A 19,184-nucleotide genomic window follows, 5' to 3' on the forward strand; every position below is an offset into this window, starting at 1 on the left:
CTTATACATTATCCACATGTAGTGGATCGCGGCGGCGCCGCCTACCTGGAGGATCGATTTCCACCGATAGGATCGCCGCCCCATGAAAGTCCTGCTCGTCTTCGCCCATCCCGAACCACGCTCGCTCAACGGCGCGCTCCGCGACGTCGCCGTCCAGGAACTCGAGGCCCAGGGCCATGAGGTGCGGGTAACCGACCTCTATGCCGACGGCTGGAAGTCGCAGGTCGACCGCGCCGACTTCCCCGTCCTGGCGCCGGACACGCGCTTCAAGCCCGCAGCCGCCTCCGGAGACGCCTTCGTCGCCGACGCCCTGACCGCGGACGTCAAGGCCGAGCAGGAGAAGCTGCTGTGGGCCGACGTCCTGCTCCTCCAGTTTCCCCTCTGGTGGTTCACCATGCCGGCGATCCTCAAGGGCTGGGTCGATCGAGTCTACGCCTACGGCTTCGCCTATGGCGTCGGCGAGCACAGCGACGCGCGATGGGGCGACCGCTACGGCGAGGGGACCTTGGCGGGGAAGCGCGCCATGCTGCTGGTGACCGCCGGCGGATGGGAGGAGCACTATGACGCCGACGGGATCAACGGTCCGATCGACGACCTGCTGTTCCCGATCAACCACGGGATCCTCTATTATCCCGGCTACGACGTGCTGCCGCCGTTCGTGGCCTACAGGGTCGACCGCCTCGACGCGGCCGGCTTCGAGCCCGTCGCCGAGCGCCTGCGCCAACGGATGCGGACACTGGGCTCCACCCCGCCCATCCCCTACCGGCGGCAGAACGGCGGCGACTATCTGATCCCGAGCATGAAGCTCAGACCTGGCCTGGAGACCCCGGGCGCGACCGGCTTCGCGCTGCATCAGAACGGGGCGGAACCAGCCGTCCGAGAGACTTCGCCACCGAACCTCGCGGCCAATGTGACGGCGAAGGGCCTCCGTTCCGGTTCGCGCCAGGAAGCCTAGCACCTGCGGATCGTTGGCCCGGGGGAGCGATTTCACGTCCCCACCCACAGTCGTCATCCCCCGACTTGTTCGGGGGACCCAAGCGGAGTCCGACGCCGTACCCAAGGCCGCTTGGGTCCCCCGCATAAAGCGGGGGATGACGGATGATGGGAACGGAAACCTGTCGAGGTCTCACACCTAGCGCTTCCGCCCCAGCGGATGCTTGCTCTTCACCACCTGGGCCAGGTGGTCCCCCGCCACATGGGTGTAGATCTGGGTCGTGGCGATATCGGCATGGCCCAGCAGGGTCTGGATCACCCGCAGGTCGGCGCCGCCCTCCAGCAGGTGGGTGGCGAAGGCGTGGCGCAGCACGTGGGGGCTGACGGTGTCGCGATCGAGCCCGGCGGCGATCGCCGCGTCCTCCAGCAGCTGCGACACCCGCCGCGCCGTCAGCCGCCCGCCCTTGCCGCGTGACGGGAACAGCCACGGGCTATCCTTCACGCCCTTGGGAAGAAAGCCGGCGCGGACCTCCAGATAGGCCTTCACCGCCGCGCGGGCCGCGTCGTTCAGCGGGGCCAGCCGCTCCTTGCCGCCCTTGCCCTTGACCATCAGGAAGGCCGGGTCGCGGGCGATCGTCGCCAGGGGCAGGTTCAGCAGTTCCGAGATCCGCAGGCCCGAGGCGTAGAGCAGCTCGACCATGCAGGCCAGGCGCAGGCCCTGGGCTCCGTCCTTGGCGGCGGCCGCCGCGATCAGCCGCTCGACCGCGTCGCGCGACAGCACCTTGGGCAGGGGTCGGCCGGCCTTGGGGGCCTCGACCCGGCGCGAGGGGTCGTCGGCCCGCCAGCCCTCGCCCAGCACGAATCGGTAGAACTGGCGCACCGCCGAACGGCGGCGGGCGGCGGTGGCCGGCGACAGGCCCTTGGCGCCCAGGTCGGCGAAATAGGCCTCGATGGTCTCGGCGCTGGCGGTGTCGAGGTCGTCCTGGCGGCCGGCCAGGAAGGCGCGGGCGTCGGCCAGGTCCTTCTCGTAGGCGGTCAGGGTGTTGCGGGCCGCCGCGCGCTCGACGGCCATCATCTCGAGGAAGGCGTCGATCCAACCGGAAGCCGAGATGCTCATTTCACCTGCAGCGCCAGCAGCCCCTCCACGGCCAGGGCGCGGGCGTCGGCCTCCAGCCCGGCCTTGGCCAGGGCGCGGACCAGGCGGGCGCGATCGACGGGACCGGGACCGCTGGCGCCGGCGTCGGCCGCCACCGACAGGGCCAGCAGCGCCGCCTCGCCCTGCCGGCCGGCCGCCGCCGCGTCGTCCATCACCACCAGGCGGGCCGGCGAGGCCGCCGACTTGCCGGGATCGAAGGTCGCGAACTGGGCGCGGGCCTCGGGGCCCATGGTCCCGCCGAGCGCGGCCAGGATCAGGGCGGCCGGCTGGACGGGCGACTTGACGCCGGCCTGGGCGCCGCGCTCGATCAGCCGGTCCAGGGTCTGGCCGTCCTTGCGCCCTTCGGCGGCGGCCAGGGCGGCGTCGAGCAGGGCCAGGTCAATGGGGCCGGCGTTGGGGATCGTGTCGCCCGTCAGCCTGGCGCGGATCGCCTGGGCGGTGGCCAGGTCGCCGGCCGCCAGGGCGGCGCGGGCCAGCAGCACCGGGTCCTGCAGCGGCGCGTCGGCCCGGGCCAGGGCGGCGATCGAGGCGGCCGAGGCCTTGGCGGCGTCGACGAAGGCCGGCAAGCCCTTGGCCTGGCGCAGGAAGGCGATGTCGGCGGCCTGGGCGGCGGTCAGGTCGGCGCCGCCAGCCAGGGCGGCCACGTCGCCTGAGGGCTTGAGGACCGGCTTCAAGGCCGGCGAGGCCGTGGCGGCGGCCGCCTGGATGTCCAGGCCCAGCTTGCGCGAGAGGGCGTAGTTGACGCCGTTCTTCAGGTTGGCCGCGCCCCCCGGGGCGCCCGTCAGCAGGGCGGTCATCAGGCGGGCGTAGTCGGCGTCCTTGGCCTGGGTGGCGGCGAGGTTGAGGGTCAGCTGGGCGGCGTCGGTCTGGCCGGCCAGAGCCTGGCAGAAGGCCCGCAACCGCAGCCAGTAGAGCGCGCCGCGATCGACGCTCAGCGCCTCGCCGATCTTGCAGGCCTTGTCGTCGCCGCCGGTGATCAGGGCCGCCTCGGCCGCGGCCGCTGACAGCTGCGCACTGTCGGCGACGCCGGGCGCGCGATCCAGCACCGCATTGGCCCCGGCCGCGTCGCCCAGGGCGATCAGGGCCATGGCCCGGGCCGCGCCCATCTCGGGATCGCCGCCGACTCCCGCCGGGCCGTTGGCGCCGGTGGCCAGCACCCGCCGCGCCAGGCCGGCGCTGGCCGGCGACAGCGGCTTGGCGGCCAGCTTGGGCAGCACCTCGCGGGCGATGCCCGGCGCGGTGTCCTTCCACAGGCCGGCGGACAGGCCGGTGTCGCCCGCCGGGGTCGAGAACAGGTCCGGCGGAGCCAGGGTCTGGACCTGCACCTGCCCGAACGCGGGGACAAAGGCGGAGGTCGACAGCAGGGCGGCCAGGACGAGGGCCGAGCCGGTCGTGAGTCGCTGGGAAAGGGCCATGGATCAACTATGCCGCAGGATGGAGGTTGGCGAAACTTTTCGCCCCCAGGAACAGCTTGGACGCCGCCTTGGTCCAAACCTTGGCGGGAACGGCTGGGCTCGTGTAAATGCGGAGGTGGCCATGACCGACGATCCCGCCCATCCTCGCCCTGACTTGGGGGCTCGCCCCGACCTGGGGGCCAGCCCCGACCCGAGGGCCGCCCTGCGCCTCCGGACCATCGTCCTGGTGGGGCTGATGGGCGTGGGCAAGTCCAGCGTCGGCCGCCGCCTGGCCACCGCGCTGGACCTGCCGTTCCGCGACGCCGACAACGAAGTCGAGGCCGCCGCCGGCCGCACCATCCCCGAGATCTTCGCCGAGATGGGCGAGCCCGCCTTCCGCGACGGCGAGCGGCGGGTGATCGCCCGGCTGCTGGACGAGCCGCCGCACGTGCTGGCCACCGGCGGCGGGGCGTTCGCCAACGCCGAGACCCGCGCCCTGATCAAGGACAAGGCCATCGCCGTCTGGCTGAAGGCCGACCTGGAGCTGCTGGCCCGCCGCGTCAGCCGCAAGGAAGGCCGGCCGCTGCTGAAGGGCCGCGACCCGATGGCCGTGCTGCGCGAACACGCCGAAACCCGCTACCCCGCCTATGGCGAGGCCCACCTGACGGTCGAGACCGGCGACACCGCCCACAGCGTGGCGGTCGAGGCGGTGATCCAGGCGCTCCACGCCTATCTGGCCCGCCCCCTGCACTCCGAAAGCGAACCCCAGTGATCCAGATCATTCCCGTGGGCCTGGGCGCGCGCGCCTATGACGTGGTCGTCGGGACCGGCCTGATCGACCGGGCCGGCGAGCACATCGCGCCGCTGCTCAAGCGCAAGCGCGTGGCCATCGTCAGCGACACCAATGTCGGCGACCACCATGGCGAGCGCCTGGCCAATTCGCTGGAGCACGCCGGCGTCGCCACCGACGTGATCCTGGTCCCGCCGGGCGAGGAGACCAAGAGCTTCGAGGGCCTGGCCGAGCTGTCCGACCGCCTGCTGGCCCTGGGCCTGGAGCGCGGCGACATGGTGGTGGCGTTCGGCGGCGGGGTGGTCGGTGACCTGACCGGCTTCGCGGCGGCGATCTACAAGCGCGGCATCGACTTCATCCAGATCCCCACCACCCTGCTCGCCCAGGTCGACAGCTCGGTCGGCGGCAAGACCGCCATCGACACCCCGCGCGGCAAGAACCTGATCGGCGCCTTCCACCAGCCGCGCCTGGTGCTGGCCGACCTCGACGTGCTGGCCACCCTGCCGGCTCGCGAACTGGCCTGCGGCTATGCCGAGATCATCAAGTACGGCCTGCTGGGCGACTTCGCGTTCTTCGAATGGTTGGAGGCCCACGTCAAAGCCGTGCTGGAGCGCGACACCGGCGCGCTGGTCCGCGCCGTCGGCCGTTCGGTGGAAATGAAGGCCGAGATCGTCGCCGAGGACGAGAAGGAGGCCGGCCGCCGGGCCCTGCTCAACCTCGGCCACACCTTCGGCCACGCGGTCGAGGGCGAGATGGGCTTCGGCGACGCGCTCAAGCACGGCGAGGCCGTGGGGCTGGGCATGGCCCAGGCCTTCCGGTTCTCGGTGCGCCAGGGCCTGTGCTCGGCCCAGGACGCCGCCCGCGCCGAGGCGGCGATCAAGGCGGCGGGCCTGCCGACCAGGCTGTCGGACGTGCGCGCCGAACCCTTCAGCGCCGACGCCCTGATCGCCCACACCGCCCAGGACAAGAAGGCCGAGGGCGGGACCCTGACCTTCGTGCTGGTCCGCGCCATCGGCGACGCCTTCGTGGCCAGGGACGTCGACCGGGACGCGCTGCGGGCGTTCCTGCTGGAGGAAGGGGCGGTCTAGAGCGCACGGGTTTGCCATCGGGGGAGTGACCGGAGGCGTTGGCGCTCAGCGACTTCATGCGATCGTCACGGGTCGCCACATAGTCTTCACTCGATCCCGGCTCGGCCGGTTGAGGAAAACACATGAAGCCTCCCATCAAGCGCCTGGCCGATCTCAAGCCCTCGCCAGCCAAGGCCTACGCGCGGCCCACGCCGATGGTGGCGAGGCGGAAGACCGCGAAGGTCATGACCGATGAAGAGCGGTCGGCCTTCCTCGCATCCCGGCCGGACCTCGCCCCGAAATCCTGAGCGGACCGTCGCCCCTCCCGCGCGACGCGTCGCTGGCGTACAACCTCACCATGATCCTCACCGCCATCCTCGGGCTCGCGCCCATCGTCATCGCCCTGCTGGCGATCTCGGCCCTGTTCTCGGCCGCCGAGACGTCGCTGACCGCCGCGTCGCGGGCGCGGATGCATCAGCTGGAGCGGGAGGGCGACCGGCCGGCCAAGCGGGTCAACAAGCTGCTGTCCGACCAGGAGACGATGATCGGGGCGGTGCTGCTGGGCAACAACCTGGTCAACATCCTGGCCTCGGCCCTGGCCACCCAGGTGCTGACCGCCGCCATCCCCGGCCCCTGGGGCGTGGCCGCCGCCACCGCGACCATGACGGTGCTGGTGCTGGTGTTCGCCGAGGTGTTGCCCAAGACCCTGGCGATCCTCAAGTCCGACGACGTCGCCCGCTTCCTGTCGGGGCCCACCCTGGTGGTGGTGCGGCTGTTCGGGCCGATCATCTACGCCATCCAGTGGATCGTCCGCCGCACCCTGCGGCTGTTCGGCGTCAAGCTGACCATGGAGGTCGACGTGCTGGCCGCCCACGAGGAGATCCGCGGCGCGGTCGAGTACCACCACTCCGAGGGCGGGGTCGAAAGCGGCGACCGGCGGATGCTGGGCGGGGTGCTGGACCTGTCGGACATGGACGTCTCGGAGATCATGGTCCACCGCAAGTCGATCACCCTGATCGACGCCGACCTGCCCGCCCGCGAGCTGGTGGCCGAGGCCCTGGAGGCCCAGCACACCCGCATCCCGCTCTATCGCGACAACGCCGACAACATCGTCGGGGTGCTGCACGCCCGCGACCTGCTGCAGGCCCTGGCCGCCGCCAACGGCGACATCGACGCCATCGACGTGGCCACCATCCAGCGCGAGCCCTGGTTCATCCCCGACACCACCAACCTCAAGGACCAGCTCAACGCCTTCCTCAAGCGCCGCAGCCACTTCGCCCTGGTGGTCGACGAGTACGGCGCCCTGCAGGGGCTGGTCACCCTGGAGGACATCCTCGAGGAGATCGTCGGCGAGATCGAGGACGAGCACGACACCAGCGTCGAGGGCCTGCGGCCGCAGCCCGACGGCTCGGTGCATGTCGACGGCCACGTGACGGTGCGCGACCTGAACCGGGCCATGGACTGGCGCCTGCCGGAAGGCGACGCGGTGACCATCGCCGGCCTGGTGATCCACGAGGCCCAGACCATTCCGGAGCCGGGCCAGATCTTCATCTTCCACCACCACCGCTTCCAGGTGCTGCGCCGCCAGCGCAACCAGATCACCGGCCTGCGGATCAGCGGCCGACTGGACGAGGGCGCCCGCTAGGCGGAATGTCGAGATTCCGCCCTAAGCATTTGATTCAGCGTCCCATCCTGACGATTCCGTTTGAGAAGCACCGTTGACGGCGGCAGGATGCGGCAAGCTGGAACCGTCACCATGGCGGCGCGTTGTCAGCACGCCGGACGTTCGCACGCCCGACGTTCGCACGGGGGGAAAGCAGCTTGGCCAAGGCAATGCGCCGCGCCGAGGACGACGGGATCGATGATCTCGCCGACCGTCCGGAGACCTCCAGGGCGACCTGTCCGCCGGGGCCGACCTACCCTATGATGGCCTTGGCCTCGCCCACACCGAGAGGTTGTCGATCCGTGCCCTGGAGCCCTGAACAATGAAGACCCTCGTCGCCCTGAAGGTCCTGGTGGTCGAAGACGAGGCTCTGGTCTCCATGCTGGTGGAGGACATGCTCAGCGACCTCGGCTGCCTGGTCGTCGGCCCCGCCGCCGAGCTGGAGGAGGCCCTGCGCCTGGCCGCCAGCGCCGACATCGACGCCGCCCTGCTGGACGTCAATCTGGGCGGCCGCCCGATCTTTCCGGTCGCCGACGTCCTGAAGGAGCGCGGCGTGCCGTTCGCCTTCGCCAGCGGCTATGGCGAGGCCGGCCTGTCGGAAGGCCACAAGGGCGCCACCGTGCTGCAGAAGCCGTTCCGCGAAGCCGACCTGCGGCGGGTGCTGGAAGGGCTGGCGGCCCAGGCGGTCTAGCCGGCGTGGACAATTAACCGACCCAGGCCCGCGAGTACTTCTTCAACTCAAAAGTTCCGTCATCACCCGCTTTATGCGGGTGACCCAAGCGGCCGCAGACATAGCGTCAGACTCTGCTTGGGTCCCCCGAACAAGTCGGGGGATGACGAATGTGGGTGGGCGCGACACTCCGCGGAGGCCGAACCGACAAAAGAAAAAGGGCGGACCCGGCGGGTCCGCCCTTTCCTGTGTTCAGGCCACCAAGGACTAGAACCGGCGGGTCAGGTTCACGAACACCTGGCGACCGATATAGTCGTACTGGCTGGCGAAGGCATAGCTGCCCGCGCGGCTATAGGTGAAGTTGCCGCGGTCCTGCAGGGCCGGCGACACCTTCGGCGGGTCTTCGTTGAAGATGTTAGTCACCCCCACGACGCCTTCCCACTTGTCGGCTTCGTAGCGAACCGACAGGGCGTGGTACCACATCGCCTCGGCATGGTTCTTGGCCTTGTAGCGCGAACCCTGCGGGGTGGTGAGGTTGGACGGCGCCGAGATGTCGGTGCCGAACTGGTAGTCGTAGTTCGACTGGTGGCCCACGAACTCGGTCGACCACTGGAAGGTGACGTCCTGCCAACGGTAGCGGAGCTGGGTGTTGCCCACGACCTTCGGCTCGCCGATCACGCCGTTGAAGTCGTCGGTCGAACCGGGGAACAGCTCCTGGGAGTCTTCCAGGGTGTAGCTGAACTGGGCGTCCAGGGTGAGCTTGCCCGGGCCGACCTCGCGGTTGTAGCGCATCGTCAGGTCGATGCCGCGGCTGGTCTGGCTGACGATGTTCCGGTAGCTGCCGTCGATGTCGGTGATGCCGAGATAGGTCGACGAATCCGGATCCAGATCACGCGTGAAGAGCGCGCAGAACGGGTTGTTCGGGAAGTCGGCCGAGGCGTAGCACTGGCCGATGACGGCGGCGCCGTTGCTGGTGACCTGGTTGTTCACGTCGATTTCGTAGTAGTCGATCGCGACGTTGATGTCGGCGAAGTCCGGCGTCCAGATGAAGCCGGCGCTGAACGCCTTGGACTTTTCGGGCTTCAGGTTCTTGCCGCCGCCGGTGACGATGAACGCCGACGGATTGGCGCCGTTGTAGTCGCCGGGAATGCCCTGGGCGGCGCAGTTCTTGGCGATGGTCGGGTTCGACACGCCGCCGCCTTCCGGCGGAGCGTAGCGGATGCAGGGGTCGACCGAGGCCTGGCTCAGGAAGCCGCCCTGGTTGCCCAGGTTCAGCTCGAACAGCGCCGGGGCGCGGAACGAGGTGCCGTAGCTGGTGCGCAGCCGGTAGGCGCTGGTGATCTGCCAGTTCAGGCCGGCCTTGTAGGTCGAGTTCGAACCGTAGGAATCATAGTCCGAATAGCGGCCCGACAGGTTGACGGTCAGGGCTTCGACCAGCGGCACCGCCTTGATGATCGGCGCTTCCAGTTCGCCGTACAGTTCCTTGACCGTGTCGCTGCCCTTGGTGCGGCTGGCGGTGGCCAGGTTGTAGAAGTTCTGGCGGGTCATTTCCGGACCCGGCTGGTCGTCAAGCTTGTCATGACGATAGGACACGCCGAACGCGCCCGCCAGCGGGCCGGCCGGCAGGTTGAACAGATCGCCCGACACCTGGAATTCGGCGACGGTCTGCTCGTATTCGGTGACGCCCTTGTCGACCAGCTTCAGGTAGGCGTAGTCCGAGGCCGTCAGGTTGCCCGACTTCAGCACTTCGTCCGAGAACAGGTCGATGTGACGGCCGACGATGGGCGTGAAGTCGCTGCTCGCCCAATCCCCGCCGATGCCGGCCAGGAACTTGTCGCTGTCAATACCGGTCTGGGTGTATTTGCCGCGGTTCTTCGAATAGCTGACATAGCCGTCCCAGGCCCAGCCCTTCAGGAAGCCGAAGTTGTCGTTGAACTTGCCGCGCAGGCCGGCGACGCCGCGATAGACGGTGATGTCCTGGGCGAACTTGAACGGGGTCAGCACCAGGGCCTGCGGCGCGAACAACCCCACGCCATTGGGGTTGGCGCTAGCCCAGCCCGGGATCGTGTGGGCCGCGTCCTGATAGGACGCGCCGACGCAGTTGAACGGGTTCACGTCGCAAGGCGCTTCCGGCGCGATGGTCGGGAACAGCTGCTGGACCTGGGTCTGCGACGACTTGCGCTGGTGGCCCAGGAACTCGCCGTAGACCTCGCCGAAGCTCAGGTCGTACTGGCCGTCGGCATAGAGCGTGTAGCGCTTCACCGGCGACAGGAAGTCGACGTCCCTTTCAAGGGCGTTGACCGTGTCGCGGTCGTTGAGCGGCGCGAAACGGTAGCCGGGCAGGCGGGCGTCCGGGTTCGAGGCGGCGACGATCGGCGGATTGGCCGGATAGCCGGGGCCGTCGGTCGAGATCCGCGCGCGGCTGCCGTAGAAGGCGCCCGCCGGGCCCAGGGCGCTGGTCCGGCCAAGGCTCACCGGGATGTAGTTGAACAGGGCGCCGGACGGACCCGTGCACTTGAAGGTGCCGGTGTCGACGTCGATCCAGTCGTTGCGCGCGCCCGTGGTCGGATCGAAGGTGTACTGCTCGTCGCACATCAGGTCCTTGCGGTTCCCGAACTTGAGCGCTTTCTGCTCATAGTACTGGCCGCTGATCTGGAAGCGTCCGCGATCCAGGACCTTACCGTAGGCGCCGCTGAAGGTGTATTCGTTGCCGCCGTCGCCGCCGCCGCCGAACTTGCCCGAGGCTTCCAGTCGGCCGCCGTCCAGCTTGTTGCGGGTGATGACGTTGACGACGCCGGCCACGGCGTCGGAGCCGTAGATCGACGAGGCGCCGTCCTTCAGGATTTCATACCGATCGACGATCGCGTCGGGCAGGATGTTCAGGTCGACGGCCGCCACCGCGCCCTGCGTGCCTGCGGGCGGCAGGCGCCGGCCGTTCAGCAGCACCAGGGTGCGCTGGTCGCCCAGGCCGCGCAGCGAGACGGTGTTCACGCCGCCGCCGCCGTTGACGACGAAGCCGCCGAACTGGTTGTTGATCTGGGTGGAGCCGGCCGAGACCGACGAGCCCTGCAGGATCTCGCTGCCGCTGACCAGGCCGGCCAGGGTCGAACCCTCGGACGTGATCACCTGAACCGGCGAGATGCTGTTGAACTCGTTCCGCCGAATCCGCGAACCGGTGACGACCAGTTCTTCGACCTCGGTGCCGGCCGGAGTGGCCGCCGGGGCGGCGGCCGGCGGGGCGGAAGAGGCGTCCTGCGCCAAGGCGACGGACGGCGCGCCCATGGCGACGACCCCGACGATCATGGTCGTGCACAGAAGGCTATTACGTAACAACATATCTACTCCCCGCAGCGCTGATGGGCATTGTGACTCACTCCCCCGAGGCTCACCGGACAACTTAGGCAGGTCAAAACACGGGCCACAACGCGATAGACGGAGCCGGGCTTTTTCTTGCGCCTCCCGTTACAATATAGTCACACCGCGGTCGCAATATCGCCGCTTTGCAAACGAGACGTGCCCTTTCCAGCCTTGAGCGCCCACCCCACCGCGCTTTTCGGCCATAACCCTCAAAAGTTGCGCCACGCCGAAGCCACATTGCCGAACGGGGGCAAGTGTCGCTACCGTCGGGCGAACGTCGGTTCTCTCGTGAGGGGTTTAAGGTGAGTTCTCGCTTCAAGAAATTGCTGCTGACCATGGCCGCGACGGCCTGCCTGGGCATGGTCTCGGCGATGACCGTTGGGGCCGCGCCCGCCATCGCGGCGGCGCCCAGCGCCAAGGACCTGACCCGCTACCCGGAACTGTCGGACGTGAGCCTGTCGCCGGACGGCAAGCACATCGTCGGCCTGATCTCCAACGACGGCGAGGAGCAGATCATCGCCGTCTGGGAGACGGCCCATCCGGACAAGCAGCCGTTCACGATCGGCTCCAAGCACATGCGGCTGATGAGCGTCCAGTTCATCAAGGACGACCGGCTCGGCGTGGTGGCCCAGCAGACCCTGACGATCGGGTCGTGGAAGGGGCATCTGGGGAAGTTCTACATCACCGACCTGAAGGGCGAGAAATGGACCTCCGCCCTGCCCGAGGAGCGCGCGACCAGCGACCAGGCCGACCTTGAGAAACGGGCCGGAAACCCGGCGCTGCTCAGCCGCCTGCCGGGCGATCCGCAGCATATCCTGGTGATGGACACCAGCACCGAGGGCGAAGGCGACATCTACCGCACCAATGTCTACACCGGCACGGCCGAGCGCGTTGAGCGGGGCTCGGACAAGTTCGGCGACCTGCAGGTGGACAACAAGGGCGAGGTCCGCGCCAAGGTCGAGCTGGACTACGAGGACGGCAAGGCCGTCTACGTCCAGTGGATCAAGGCCCCCAACGGCCAGTGGGGGCCGCACTTCCGCTCCTACGTGAAGGACCGCAACATCTTCGGGATCATCGGCTTCAGCGAGGACCCCAACATCGTCTATGTCACGGGAACCCGGAACGGCGACAAGACCGGGATCTACGAATACGACGTGACCACCAAGACGTTCCTGGAACCGGCTTTCGAGCACAAGCTGTTCGACGCCAGGGGGATCGTCGAGGACGACGCCGGCCACCTGGTGGGCTTCCGCTACGAAGGCGCCCGCAACAGCACCTACTGGACCGATCCGCGACTGGCGGCGATGGACAAGAGCGTTCGCGCGGCGCTGGGCGTCAGGACCACGCCCCTCGACTGGGTCGATCCGGGCACCGGCCAGAAGGCCAAGATCAACGTCGCCGACGGGGCCGACCTGGTGGTGGCCTCGTGGTCCAGCGACCTGACCTCCGCGATCATCGCCAAGACCGGCCCCAAGGAGCCGGGCGAGTACTACCTGTTCAGCAAGGACGGCAAGCTGACCCTGCTGGGCAAGCAGCGGCCGTGGGTCAAGCCCGAGAGCCTCGGCGACACGCGGCTGGTGCAGTACACGGCGCGGGACGGGCTGGTCATCCCGGGCTTCCTGACCACGCCCCCCGCCTCGGCCGGTCCGGGCCCCCACCCGACGATCATCCTGCCGCACGGCGGACCGTGGGCGCGCGATTCACTCGACTGGGACGTCGGGGGCTGGACCCAGTACTTCGCCAGCCGCGGCTACGTCGTGCTGCAACCCCAGTTCCGCGGCAGCGAAGGCTGGGGCCGCAAGCTCTGGGTCGCCGGCGACAGCGAGTGGGGCCAGAAGATGCAGGACGACAAGGACGACGGCGCTAGGTGGCTGATCGACCAGAAGATCGCCGATCCCAAGCGGATCGCGATGTTCGGCTATTCCTACGGCGGCTATTCGGCCCTGGCGGCGAGCATCCGGCCCAACGGGCTCTACCAGTGCGCGGTGTCCGGCGCGGGCGGCAGCCTGGCGGACATGAAGCGGGTCACCGCCGACAGCCGCCTGGGCCGTGAGTTCCAGCGGCCGTTCGTCGGCGGACTGGACGCCATCCAGCACGCGGGCGACGCCCAGATCCCGATCTTCCTCTACCACGGCGAACGCGACACCAATGTCGACATCAAGGATTCCAGGCGCTTCATCGCCGGGCTGAAGGCGGCCGGAAAGCCGTACAAGTGGCTGGAAATCAAGGACATGGGCCACCCCTACCTCACCATGACCCCCGCCATGATGGAGCTGCAGCTGGTCGAGATCGAGAAGTTCTTCCAGAACGAGTGCAAGCCCGGCGGTCTCTGAGGGGCCCGGCGACACGATCCAGGGGCGACGGCGACGTCGCCCCGTTTTCCGGGCTCCGCGCCGGACCTCAGTCGAGGTCGCGGGGGCCGAACGAATCAGGCAGCAGGCTCCAGAACGGCGTGCGACGGGTCGCCCGGCCGTCCTGCACCGAGATGATCTCGCAGGTGTCGCTGGCGAATTCGGCGATCCGCTGGCGGCAGGCCCCGCAGGGCTGGACCACGGTGTTCGAGCCGCCGGCGATCAGCACCTTGGCGATCTTGCGCCCGCCGGCCGTGACCATCGCCCCGATCGCCGTCTGTTCGGCGCAGGTCCCCGACGGATAGGCCGCGTTCTCGACATTGACCCCCAGATGGGCGACGCCGTCCTCGTCGATCACCGCCGCGGCGACCGTGAAATTCGAGTAGCGGGCATAGGCCCTGGTCAGCAGCGCCGGCATGGCCGCCGCCAGATCTTCCTCGAAAGTTGCAATTTCTCGCGCGCTCATGCCTCGATCCGCCTCTCCGGCAGGTCGCGCCGGGTAGAGAGGCAATCAGTCGCGGGGCCCGCTTGCAAGCCCGTTTTCGCCCTCTAGCGTCAAGCTTCCCCAGGCGCCTTGGCGACGATCGACAGGGCGTGCACCGGGCCCGCCAGCTCCTCGGCCAGGGCCTGGTGGATGAGTCGCTGGCGGACCACCCGCCCCTTGCCGGCAAAGGCCTGCGCCTCGATCAGCAGGTTGAAATGGCTCTCCCCGCCCTCGCGGTGACCGGCATGGCCGTGGTGGCGGTCGCTGTCGTCGACCACCTCGAGTCGAGTGGGCGAAAAAATGGTGGTCAATTTCGCGGCGATGGTGTCTGCGACGGCGCCCATGACGGCTTCCTTGCTTGTCAATCCTTGAACGGAAATAGCTGCGGCTTACTCTAAGCGCCATGAGCGCCGACTTCGAATATCGACCCAAGTTTTTTGACATCCGCGTCCGCCCGCCGAAAACGGCGGAGGAGAAGGCGCGGGAGAACGACGTCTTCGCCCTGAAACCGGGCGAGGTTCGCTGCGACCATCCCGAGTGCCGCCTGGCCGCCACGGCCAAGGCGCCCAAGTCGCGCGACATGCCGGGCGTCTACTACAATTTCTGCGTCAAGCACGCGGCCGAATATAACAAGAACTGGAACTTCTACGCCGGCATGAGCGAGGGGCAGATCCGCTCGCAGCAGGAGCAGGAGAAGATGACCGGCGGCCGGCCCACCTGGAGCATGAAGGCCGACGGCCGCTCGCGCGAGGCCGCCGCCATGGCCGCCCGCGACGCCCGCCACCTCAACGACCCGTTCGGCCTGTTCCGCGCCCAGCAGCGCAAGGCCGAGGCCGCCGCCGTCAGCCGCAACCTGGGCAAGCTGGAACGCCAGGCCCTGGCCGACCTCGACCTCGAGGCCGACGCCGACGGTCCGGCCATCCGCGCCAAGTACAAGGACCTGCTCAAGCGCTGCCACCCCGACATGAACGGCGGCGACCGCAGCGCCGAGCACAAGCTGCAGCGGGTGATCAAGGCCTACAAGACCCTGCAGAAGTCGGGCCTGACGGGGTAGGCGCGCGCCCGCCCGGGCCTCACGGTCCGGCCACCCGCGCGACCTCGCTCTGGATCGCGCCGATCAGGGTCGTGGCCCCGGCGTCCTGGTTCGACAGCGCGACCGCCACGTAGCCACGGTCCAGATAGATGTCGAGCTGGCTGCTGATGCCGGCGAAGCTGCCGTCGTGACCCACGATCCTGCCCGCCGCCGAGGCCTGCACGGTGAAGCCGGCCCCGTAACCGTTCGGCGGATGATCGGTCCACAGCGTCTTCAGCCCGGCCGGCGAGACCAGCTTGCCCGCTTGCAGCGCCGTGGCGAACCGCAGCAGGTCGCCGACCGTCGAGAAACCGCCGCCGGCCGGGCTGCCCCGGAACGTGTGGTCGAAGGTGTTCTCCCGCCAGCCATAGGGCTGGTCCGGCGCATAGACGTAGCCGACCGCGAGGTTCTCGACCGGCTGGTCCATCGGGTAGCTGTCGGTCCGGGTCATGCCGGCGGGCTTGTAGATATGCTCGCGCACATAGTCGAAATAGCTGACGCCCGAGGCCTTCTCGATCACCACGCCCAGCATCAGCATGCCCGTGTTGCTGTAGGCGTACTGCGTTCCGGGCTTGAACTCCGGCGCTTCGCCCTGGACCAGCGGCTTGTAGTCGTCCAGTTGGCCGTAGAGGGCCCGCGAACTGCCCCGGAACCGATCGCCCAGATAATTGCCCAGGCCGCTGGTGTGGGTCAGCAGCTGGCGCACGGTGATCGGGTCGGAGACCGCGCGCGGCAGCCAGGTTTCGTCGGCGTAGCGGCTCAGCGGATCGTCCAGCGAGACCTTGCCCGCCTCGACCAGCTGCAGCACCGCCACGGCGGTGAACATCTTGTTCATGGAGCCCAGGTTGAAGCGGGTCTCGACGGTGTTTCTGGCGTGATAGCGCCGGTTGGCCTCACCGCAGGCCTTCTCGACCAGCACCGCGCCGTCCTTGGCCACCAGCACCGCGCCCGAGAAGACGTCGCTCTCGCACCCCCGAGCCACCATGCGCTCAATGCTCGCCGCCAGGGCTTTGGCCGGCAACGGCGACGCCAACTCCGCGCTCCAGGCCGGCGTGGCGCCGGGTTCGACCGAGGTGATCCGGCGCTCCCCCGTCGTCTCGAACTCCAGCGCCAGGCCGTGCAGGCCCCCATACAGCCGATCCTTCAGCACCACCTCGACGCGGGAAGCCGTCGGGTCGGCGGGGCGGACGGCGACCAGATCGATCCCGCCCGTCGCCCGGCGCTGGTTACGGGAAAACCGCTGGAAGGACCGCAGCGACACCTGCTTGTTGAACGCCTCGCTGAAGTCGCGATCGCGAATGTTCGACATCTCTGTCGGGTCGGCGCTGTTCACCGAGGCGACATAGGCCCGGACGTGGTCGCCGACCGGTCCCGCCGGCGGCGACTGCGCGAAGGCGGGCGCGGCGCCCGACAGGCACAAGGAAAGCAGGGCTAGGCCGAACCGACGCATTCTGATGGATCCCCCGTCCGCTCACCCTGACGAGCGACGACGCCTGAGCTTAGGCATGGGCGAGGCGGTTCTCAACCGTACGTCGCGTGACCGAACACCCGTGAGCAAGACCTGGGCCTCAACTTGGGTCCCGGCATTCGTCGGGATGAACGGTGTCTTGTGGGCGGACAGGCCCGCCCCACCGCCCCCACGCCCAGGCCGCCAGCCAGCAGGCCATGGCCCAGGCCGCGCCGACGCTCCAGCCCGCCAGCACGTCGCTGGCCCAGTGGACGCCCAGATAGACCCGCGACGCCCCGACCAGCAGGCTGAGCAGCACCGCCGCGCCCAGGGCCAGGGCCTTGACCCGCCGGCGGGGCGAAAACCGCGCCGCCAGGGCGCCCAGGGTCAGGAACACCACGGCCGACAGCATGGCGTGGCCGGACGGAAAGCTGGGATTGGCCGCCTCGACGGCGCGGTAGACCATTTCCGGCCGCTCACGCAGGAACAGGTGCTTGAGGGCCTGGCTGATCGCCACCCCGCCGACCGCTCCCACCAGCACCACCACCGCCTCGCTCCAGCGCCTCAGGCACAGCATCAGGGCGACGGCCAGGACGACGACCAGGCCCAGCACGGTCACCGAGCCCAGGGCGGTGACGTCGGCGGCGGCGACGTGCAGCCACGGGGGGCCGACCAGGCCGCTGGGGTCGCCCGGCAGGCGCAGGGCCCGCAGCACGGCCATGTCGAAGGCCTTGGTGTCGCCCTCGGCCACCGCCTCGGACAGGTCCAGGAACGCCAGGGCCCCGCCGGCCAGCACCAGCAGGGCGGCCAGAACCCCCAGTTCGCCCCGCGCGGCGGCGAGCAGGCGCGCCCAATCCCGGCGAGGTTGAAGGTCTGAAAGGCGCCTCATGGACAAGTGAACGCACCAATATCGGATTGGCGCCGGTCAAATATTCCCAGGATGAGCGAAATGTTTCCGCGACGAAATGTGATGAACCATTCCTGACGAGCGCCGTTCATCCCGAGTCCAAATCGCCTTCGCTAGGGTCGGACTTGCGAAGAAGAGGTTCGGCGGTGTCGGACCGCCACACAATCAGGAAAGGATCTCGCCATGAAGCGTCTGATCATCACCACCCTGGCCGCCACCCTGCTGGCCGGCACGGCCCTCTCGGGCACGGCCATGGCCGCCGGCCAACGCTATGACGACCGTCGCGACGATCGCTACGAGCAACGCCACGACCAGCGGGACTACCGCCATGACCGCCGCGACTATCGCCACGACCGCAAGGACGAGCGCAAGGCCTACCGCCACTGGCAGCGCGGCCAGCGGCTGGACGCCCGCTATCGCGACAACCGCTACTATGTCCGCGACTACCACCGCTACGGCCTGCGCGCCCCGCCCCGCGGCTACCGCTGGCAGCGGGTCGACGACAGCTACATCCTGGCGGCCGTCGCCACCGGTGTGATCATGTCGGTGATCATCGCCAACAACTAGGCCTGGTTCGGGTCCAAGCTGATCGCCCCGGATGGCTCCCGCCGTCCGGGGCGTGGTGTTTTTTAGGGTCGGAAGCGCCCTCGCCCCTTCCCCTCCCCCACGTCAAGGCGGTAATCGGAAGTCATGCCCGACCTGACCGACGCCCACGCCTCCGATCCCCTGATCACCCTGGCCCCCGACAAGTGGGTCACGCTGCGTGACGCCTTCGGCGTCGACAGCGACATGAAGGTTCCGTACTTCAGCCACCGCGACAGCCACGTGCCGGAGATCGACACCGCCTACCGGTTCGATCCCCAGACCACCAAGGCGATCTGCGCGGGCTTCGCCCATGACCGCCGGGTGATGGTCCAGGGCTATCACGGCACCGGCAAGAGCACGCACATCGAGCAGATCGCCGCCCGGCTGAACTGGCCGCTGGTGCGGGTCAACCTCGACAGCCACGTCAGCCGGATCGACCTGGTCGGCAAGGACGCCATCGTCCTGAAGGACGGCAAGCAGGTCACCGAATTCCGCGAAGGCATCCTGCCCTGGACCCTGCAGCGCCCGATCGCCCTGGTGTTCGACGAATACGACGCCGGTCGCCCTGACGTGATGTTCGTCATCCAGCGCGTGCTGGAGGCCGGCGGCAAGCTGACCCTGCTCGACCAGAACCGGGTGATCCGCGCCAACCCCTATTTCCGGCTGTTTTCCACGACCAACACCATCGGTCTGGGCGACACGACGGGCCTCTATCACGGCACCCAGCAGATCAACCAAGGCCAGATGGACCGCTGGAGCATCGTCACGACGCTCAACTACCTCGACCACGACGTCGAGGCCGGCATCGTCCTGGCCAAGAACCCGTCCTACGACACCCCTGAAGGCAAGCGGACGATCGCGGCCATGGTCCGCGTCGCCGACATGACCCGCAACGCCTTCATGAACGGCGACATCTCGACGGTCATGAGCCCGCGCACGGTGATCACCTGGGCCCAGAACGCCGAGATCTTCGACAAGGACATCGGCCTGGCGTTCCGCCTGACCTTCCTGAACAAGTGCGACGAGCTGGAGCGGCCGACCGTGGCCGAGTTCTTCCAGCGGGCGTTCGGCACGGACCTGCCCGAGAGCGCGGCGCGGGTGAAGGTGGCCTAGGCGGATGCGGGCGGCGTTCGCCCTGATCGCCGCCACCGCCGATTAACCGATCAAGGCGGGAATCGATCTCCCAGCGCCGCGCCGCGACAGTGCGCCAGGCGACCCATGCGGCTGCTCTCCCCACATCCCGGGGCTATCGCATATGACCCAAAACGGTTGTCATCCCGGACGAGCGTGCAGCGCGACGATCCGGGA

The 19,184-nt window shown here is 68.8% G+C and carries 17 protein-coding genes; 10 read left to right on the forward strand and 7 right to left on the reverse strand.

Annotated elements, in window-relative coordinates; all coding sequences use genetic code 11:
- Positions 1–82: 82 nt before the first annotated feature.
- On the forward strand, positions 83–955 hold the full coding sequence (locus PMI01_RS06960) for an NAD(P)H-dependent oxidoreductase (protein WP_007666113.1): 873 nt from the start codon (positions 83–85) through the stop codon (positions 953–955).
- 177 nt (positions 956–1,132) lie between these two features.
- Here PMI01_RS06960 and PMI01_RS06965 read toward each other — a convergent pair whose 3' ends face one another.
- Positions 1,133–2,050 carry a site-specific tyrosine recombinase XerD gene (locus PMI01_RS06965; RefSeq protein WP_007666114.1) on the reverse strand — a complete coding sequence of 306 codons (918 nt, stop codon included), beginning with the start codon at positions 2,048–2,050 and terminating at the stop codon, positions 1,133–1,135.
- Positions 2,047–3,504, reverse strand: a complete 1,458-nt coding sequence (locus PMI01_RS06970) for a hypothetical protein (protein WP_007666115.1) — start codon at positions 3,502–3,504, stop codon at positions 2,047–2,049. The genes PMI01_RS06965 and PMI01_RS06970 overlap by 4 nt, the downstream gene beginning before the upstream one ends.
- A gap of 121 nt (positions 3,505–3,625) precedes the next feature.
- Between PMI01_RS06970 and PMI01_RS06975 the strand changes: the two genes are divergently transcribed.
- The 5 genes from PMI01_RS06975 to PMI01_RS06990 all read left to right on the forward strand — a co-directional run bounded on the left by PMI01_RS06975 (position 3,626) and on the right by PMI01_RS06990 (position 7,694).
- Positions 3,626–4,255 (forward strand): shikimate kinase, encoded by a 630-nt coding sequence (locus PMI01_RS06975; RefSeq protein WP_007666116.1) that lies wholly within the window; start codon positions 3,626–3,628, stop codon positions 4,253–4,255.
- The gene (aroB, locus tag PMI01_RS06980; protein WP_007666117.1) at positions 4,252–5,361 is read left to right on the forward strand and encodes a 3-dehydroquinate synthase; all 1,110 of its coding nucleotides are present in this window, start codon (positions 4,252–4,254) and stop codon (positions 5,359–5,361) included. Before PMI01_RS06975 ends, aroB begins: the two co-directional genes overlap by 4 nt.
- Positions 5,362–5,483: 122 nt before the next feature.
- Entirely contained in the window at positions 5,484–5,648 is a 165-nt protein-coding gene (locus PMI01_RS27450; protein ID WP_007666118.1) for a hypothetical protein, read from the forward strand.
- 53 nt (positions 5,649–5,701) lie between these two features.
- Positions 5,702–6,985, forward strand: a complete 1,284-nt coding sequence (locus tag PMI01_RS06985; RefSeq protein WP_085954848.1) for an HlyC/CorC family transporter — start codon at positions 5,702–5,704, stop codon at positions 6,983–6,985.
- A 340-nt stretch (positions 6,986–7,325) separates the two neighbouring features.
- Entirely contained in the window at positions 7,326–7,694 is a 369-nt protein-coding gene (locus tag PMI01_RS06990) for a response regulator (RefSeq protein WP_007666121.1), read from the forward strand.
- A 246-nt stretch (positions 7,695–7,940) separates the two neighbouring features.
- Here PMI01_RS06990 and PMI01_RS06995 read toward each other — a convergent pair whose 3' ends face one another.
- A complete protein-coding gene (locus tag PMI01_RS06995) occupies positions 7,941–11,009 on the reverse strand; it encodes a TonB-dependent receptor plug domain-containing protein (protein WP_007666123.1) in 3,069 nt (1,022 codons plus the stop codon).
- Positions 11,010–11,332: 323 nt separating this feature from the next.
- Between PMI01_RS06995 and PMI01_RS07000 the strand changes: the two genes are divergently transcribed.
- Positions 11,333–13,363, forward strand: coding sequence for an alpha/beta hydrolase family protein (locus PMI01_RS07000; RefSeq protein WP_007666127.1), 2,031 nt, complete (start codon positions 11,333–11,335; stop codon positions 13,361–13,363).
- Between the two features lie 67 nt (positions 13,364–13,430).
- Here PMI01_RS07000 and cdd read toward each other — a convergent pair whose 3' ends face one another.
- Positions 13,431–13,847, reverse strand: coding sequence for a cytidine deaminase (gene cdd, locus PMI01_RS07005; protein ID WP_035035135.1), 417 nt, complete (start codon positions 13,845–13,847; stop codon positions 13,431–13,433).
- A gap of 89 nt (positions 13,848–13,936) precedes the next feature.
- Positions 13,937–14,209 (reverse strand): BolA family protein, encoded by a 273-nt coding sequence (locus PMI01_RS07010; RefSeq protein ID WP_007666131.1) that lies wholly within the window; start codon positions 14,207–14,209, stop codon positions 13,937–13,939.
- 59 nt (positions 14,210–14,268) lie between these two features.
- Between PMI01_RS07010 and PMI01_RS07015 the strand changes: the two genes are divergently transcribed.
- The gene (locus PMI01_RS07015) at positions 14,269–14,919 is read left to right on the forward strand and encodes a J domain-containing protein (protein WP_007666133.1); all 651 of its coding nucleotides are present in this window, start codon (positions 14,269–14,271) and stop codon (positions 14,917–14,919) included.
- 19 nt (positions 14,920–14,938) lie between these two features.
- Here PMI01_RS07015 and PMI01_RS07020 read toward each other — a convergent pair whose 3' ends face one another.
- Both PMI01_RS07020 and PMI01_RS07025 read right to left on the reverse strand, forming a co-directional pair.
- On the reverse strand, positions 14,939–16,387 hold the full coding sequence (locus PMI01_RS07020) for a serine hydrolase domain-containing protein (RefSeq protein WP_007666135.1): 1,449 nt from the start codon (positions 16,385–16,387) through the stop codon (positions 14,939–14,941).
- A gap of 118 nt (positions 16,388–16,505) precedes the next feature.
- Positions 16,506–17,273 carry a phosphatase PAP2 family protein gene (locus PMI01_RS07025; RefSeq protein WP_007666137.1) on the reverse strand — a complete coding sequence of 256 codons (768 nt, stop codon included), beginning with the start codon at positions 17,271–17,273 and terminating at the stop codon, positions 16,506–16,508.
- A 201-nt stretch (positions 17,274–17,474) separates the two neighbouring features.
- Between PMI01_RS07025 and PMI01_RS07030 the strand changes: the two genes are divergently transcribed.
- Together PMI01_RS07030 and cobS are read left to right on the forward strand one after the other, a co-directional pair.
- A complete protein-coding gene (locus tag PMI01_RS07030; protein WP_007666139.1) occupies positions 17,475–17,858 on the forward strand; it encodes an RcnB family protein in 384 nt (127 codons plus the stop codon).
- 123 nt (positions 17,859–17,981) lie between these two features.
- Complete coding sequence (gene cobS, locus PMI01_RS07035) at positions 17,982–18,989, forward strand: cobaltochelatase subunit CobS (protein ID WP_007666140.1); 1,008 nt, start codon at positions 17,982–17,984, stop codon at positions 18,987–18,989.
- Positions 18,990–19,184 lie beyond the last annotated feature (195 nt).

The organism is Caulobacter sp. AP07, from assembly GCF_000281955.1.
In the GTDB taxonomy this organism is placed as follows: Bacteria; Pseudomonadota; Alphaproteobacteria; order Caulobacterales; family Caulobacteraceae; genus Caulobacter.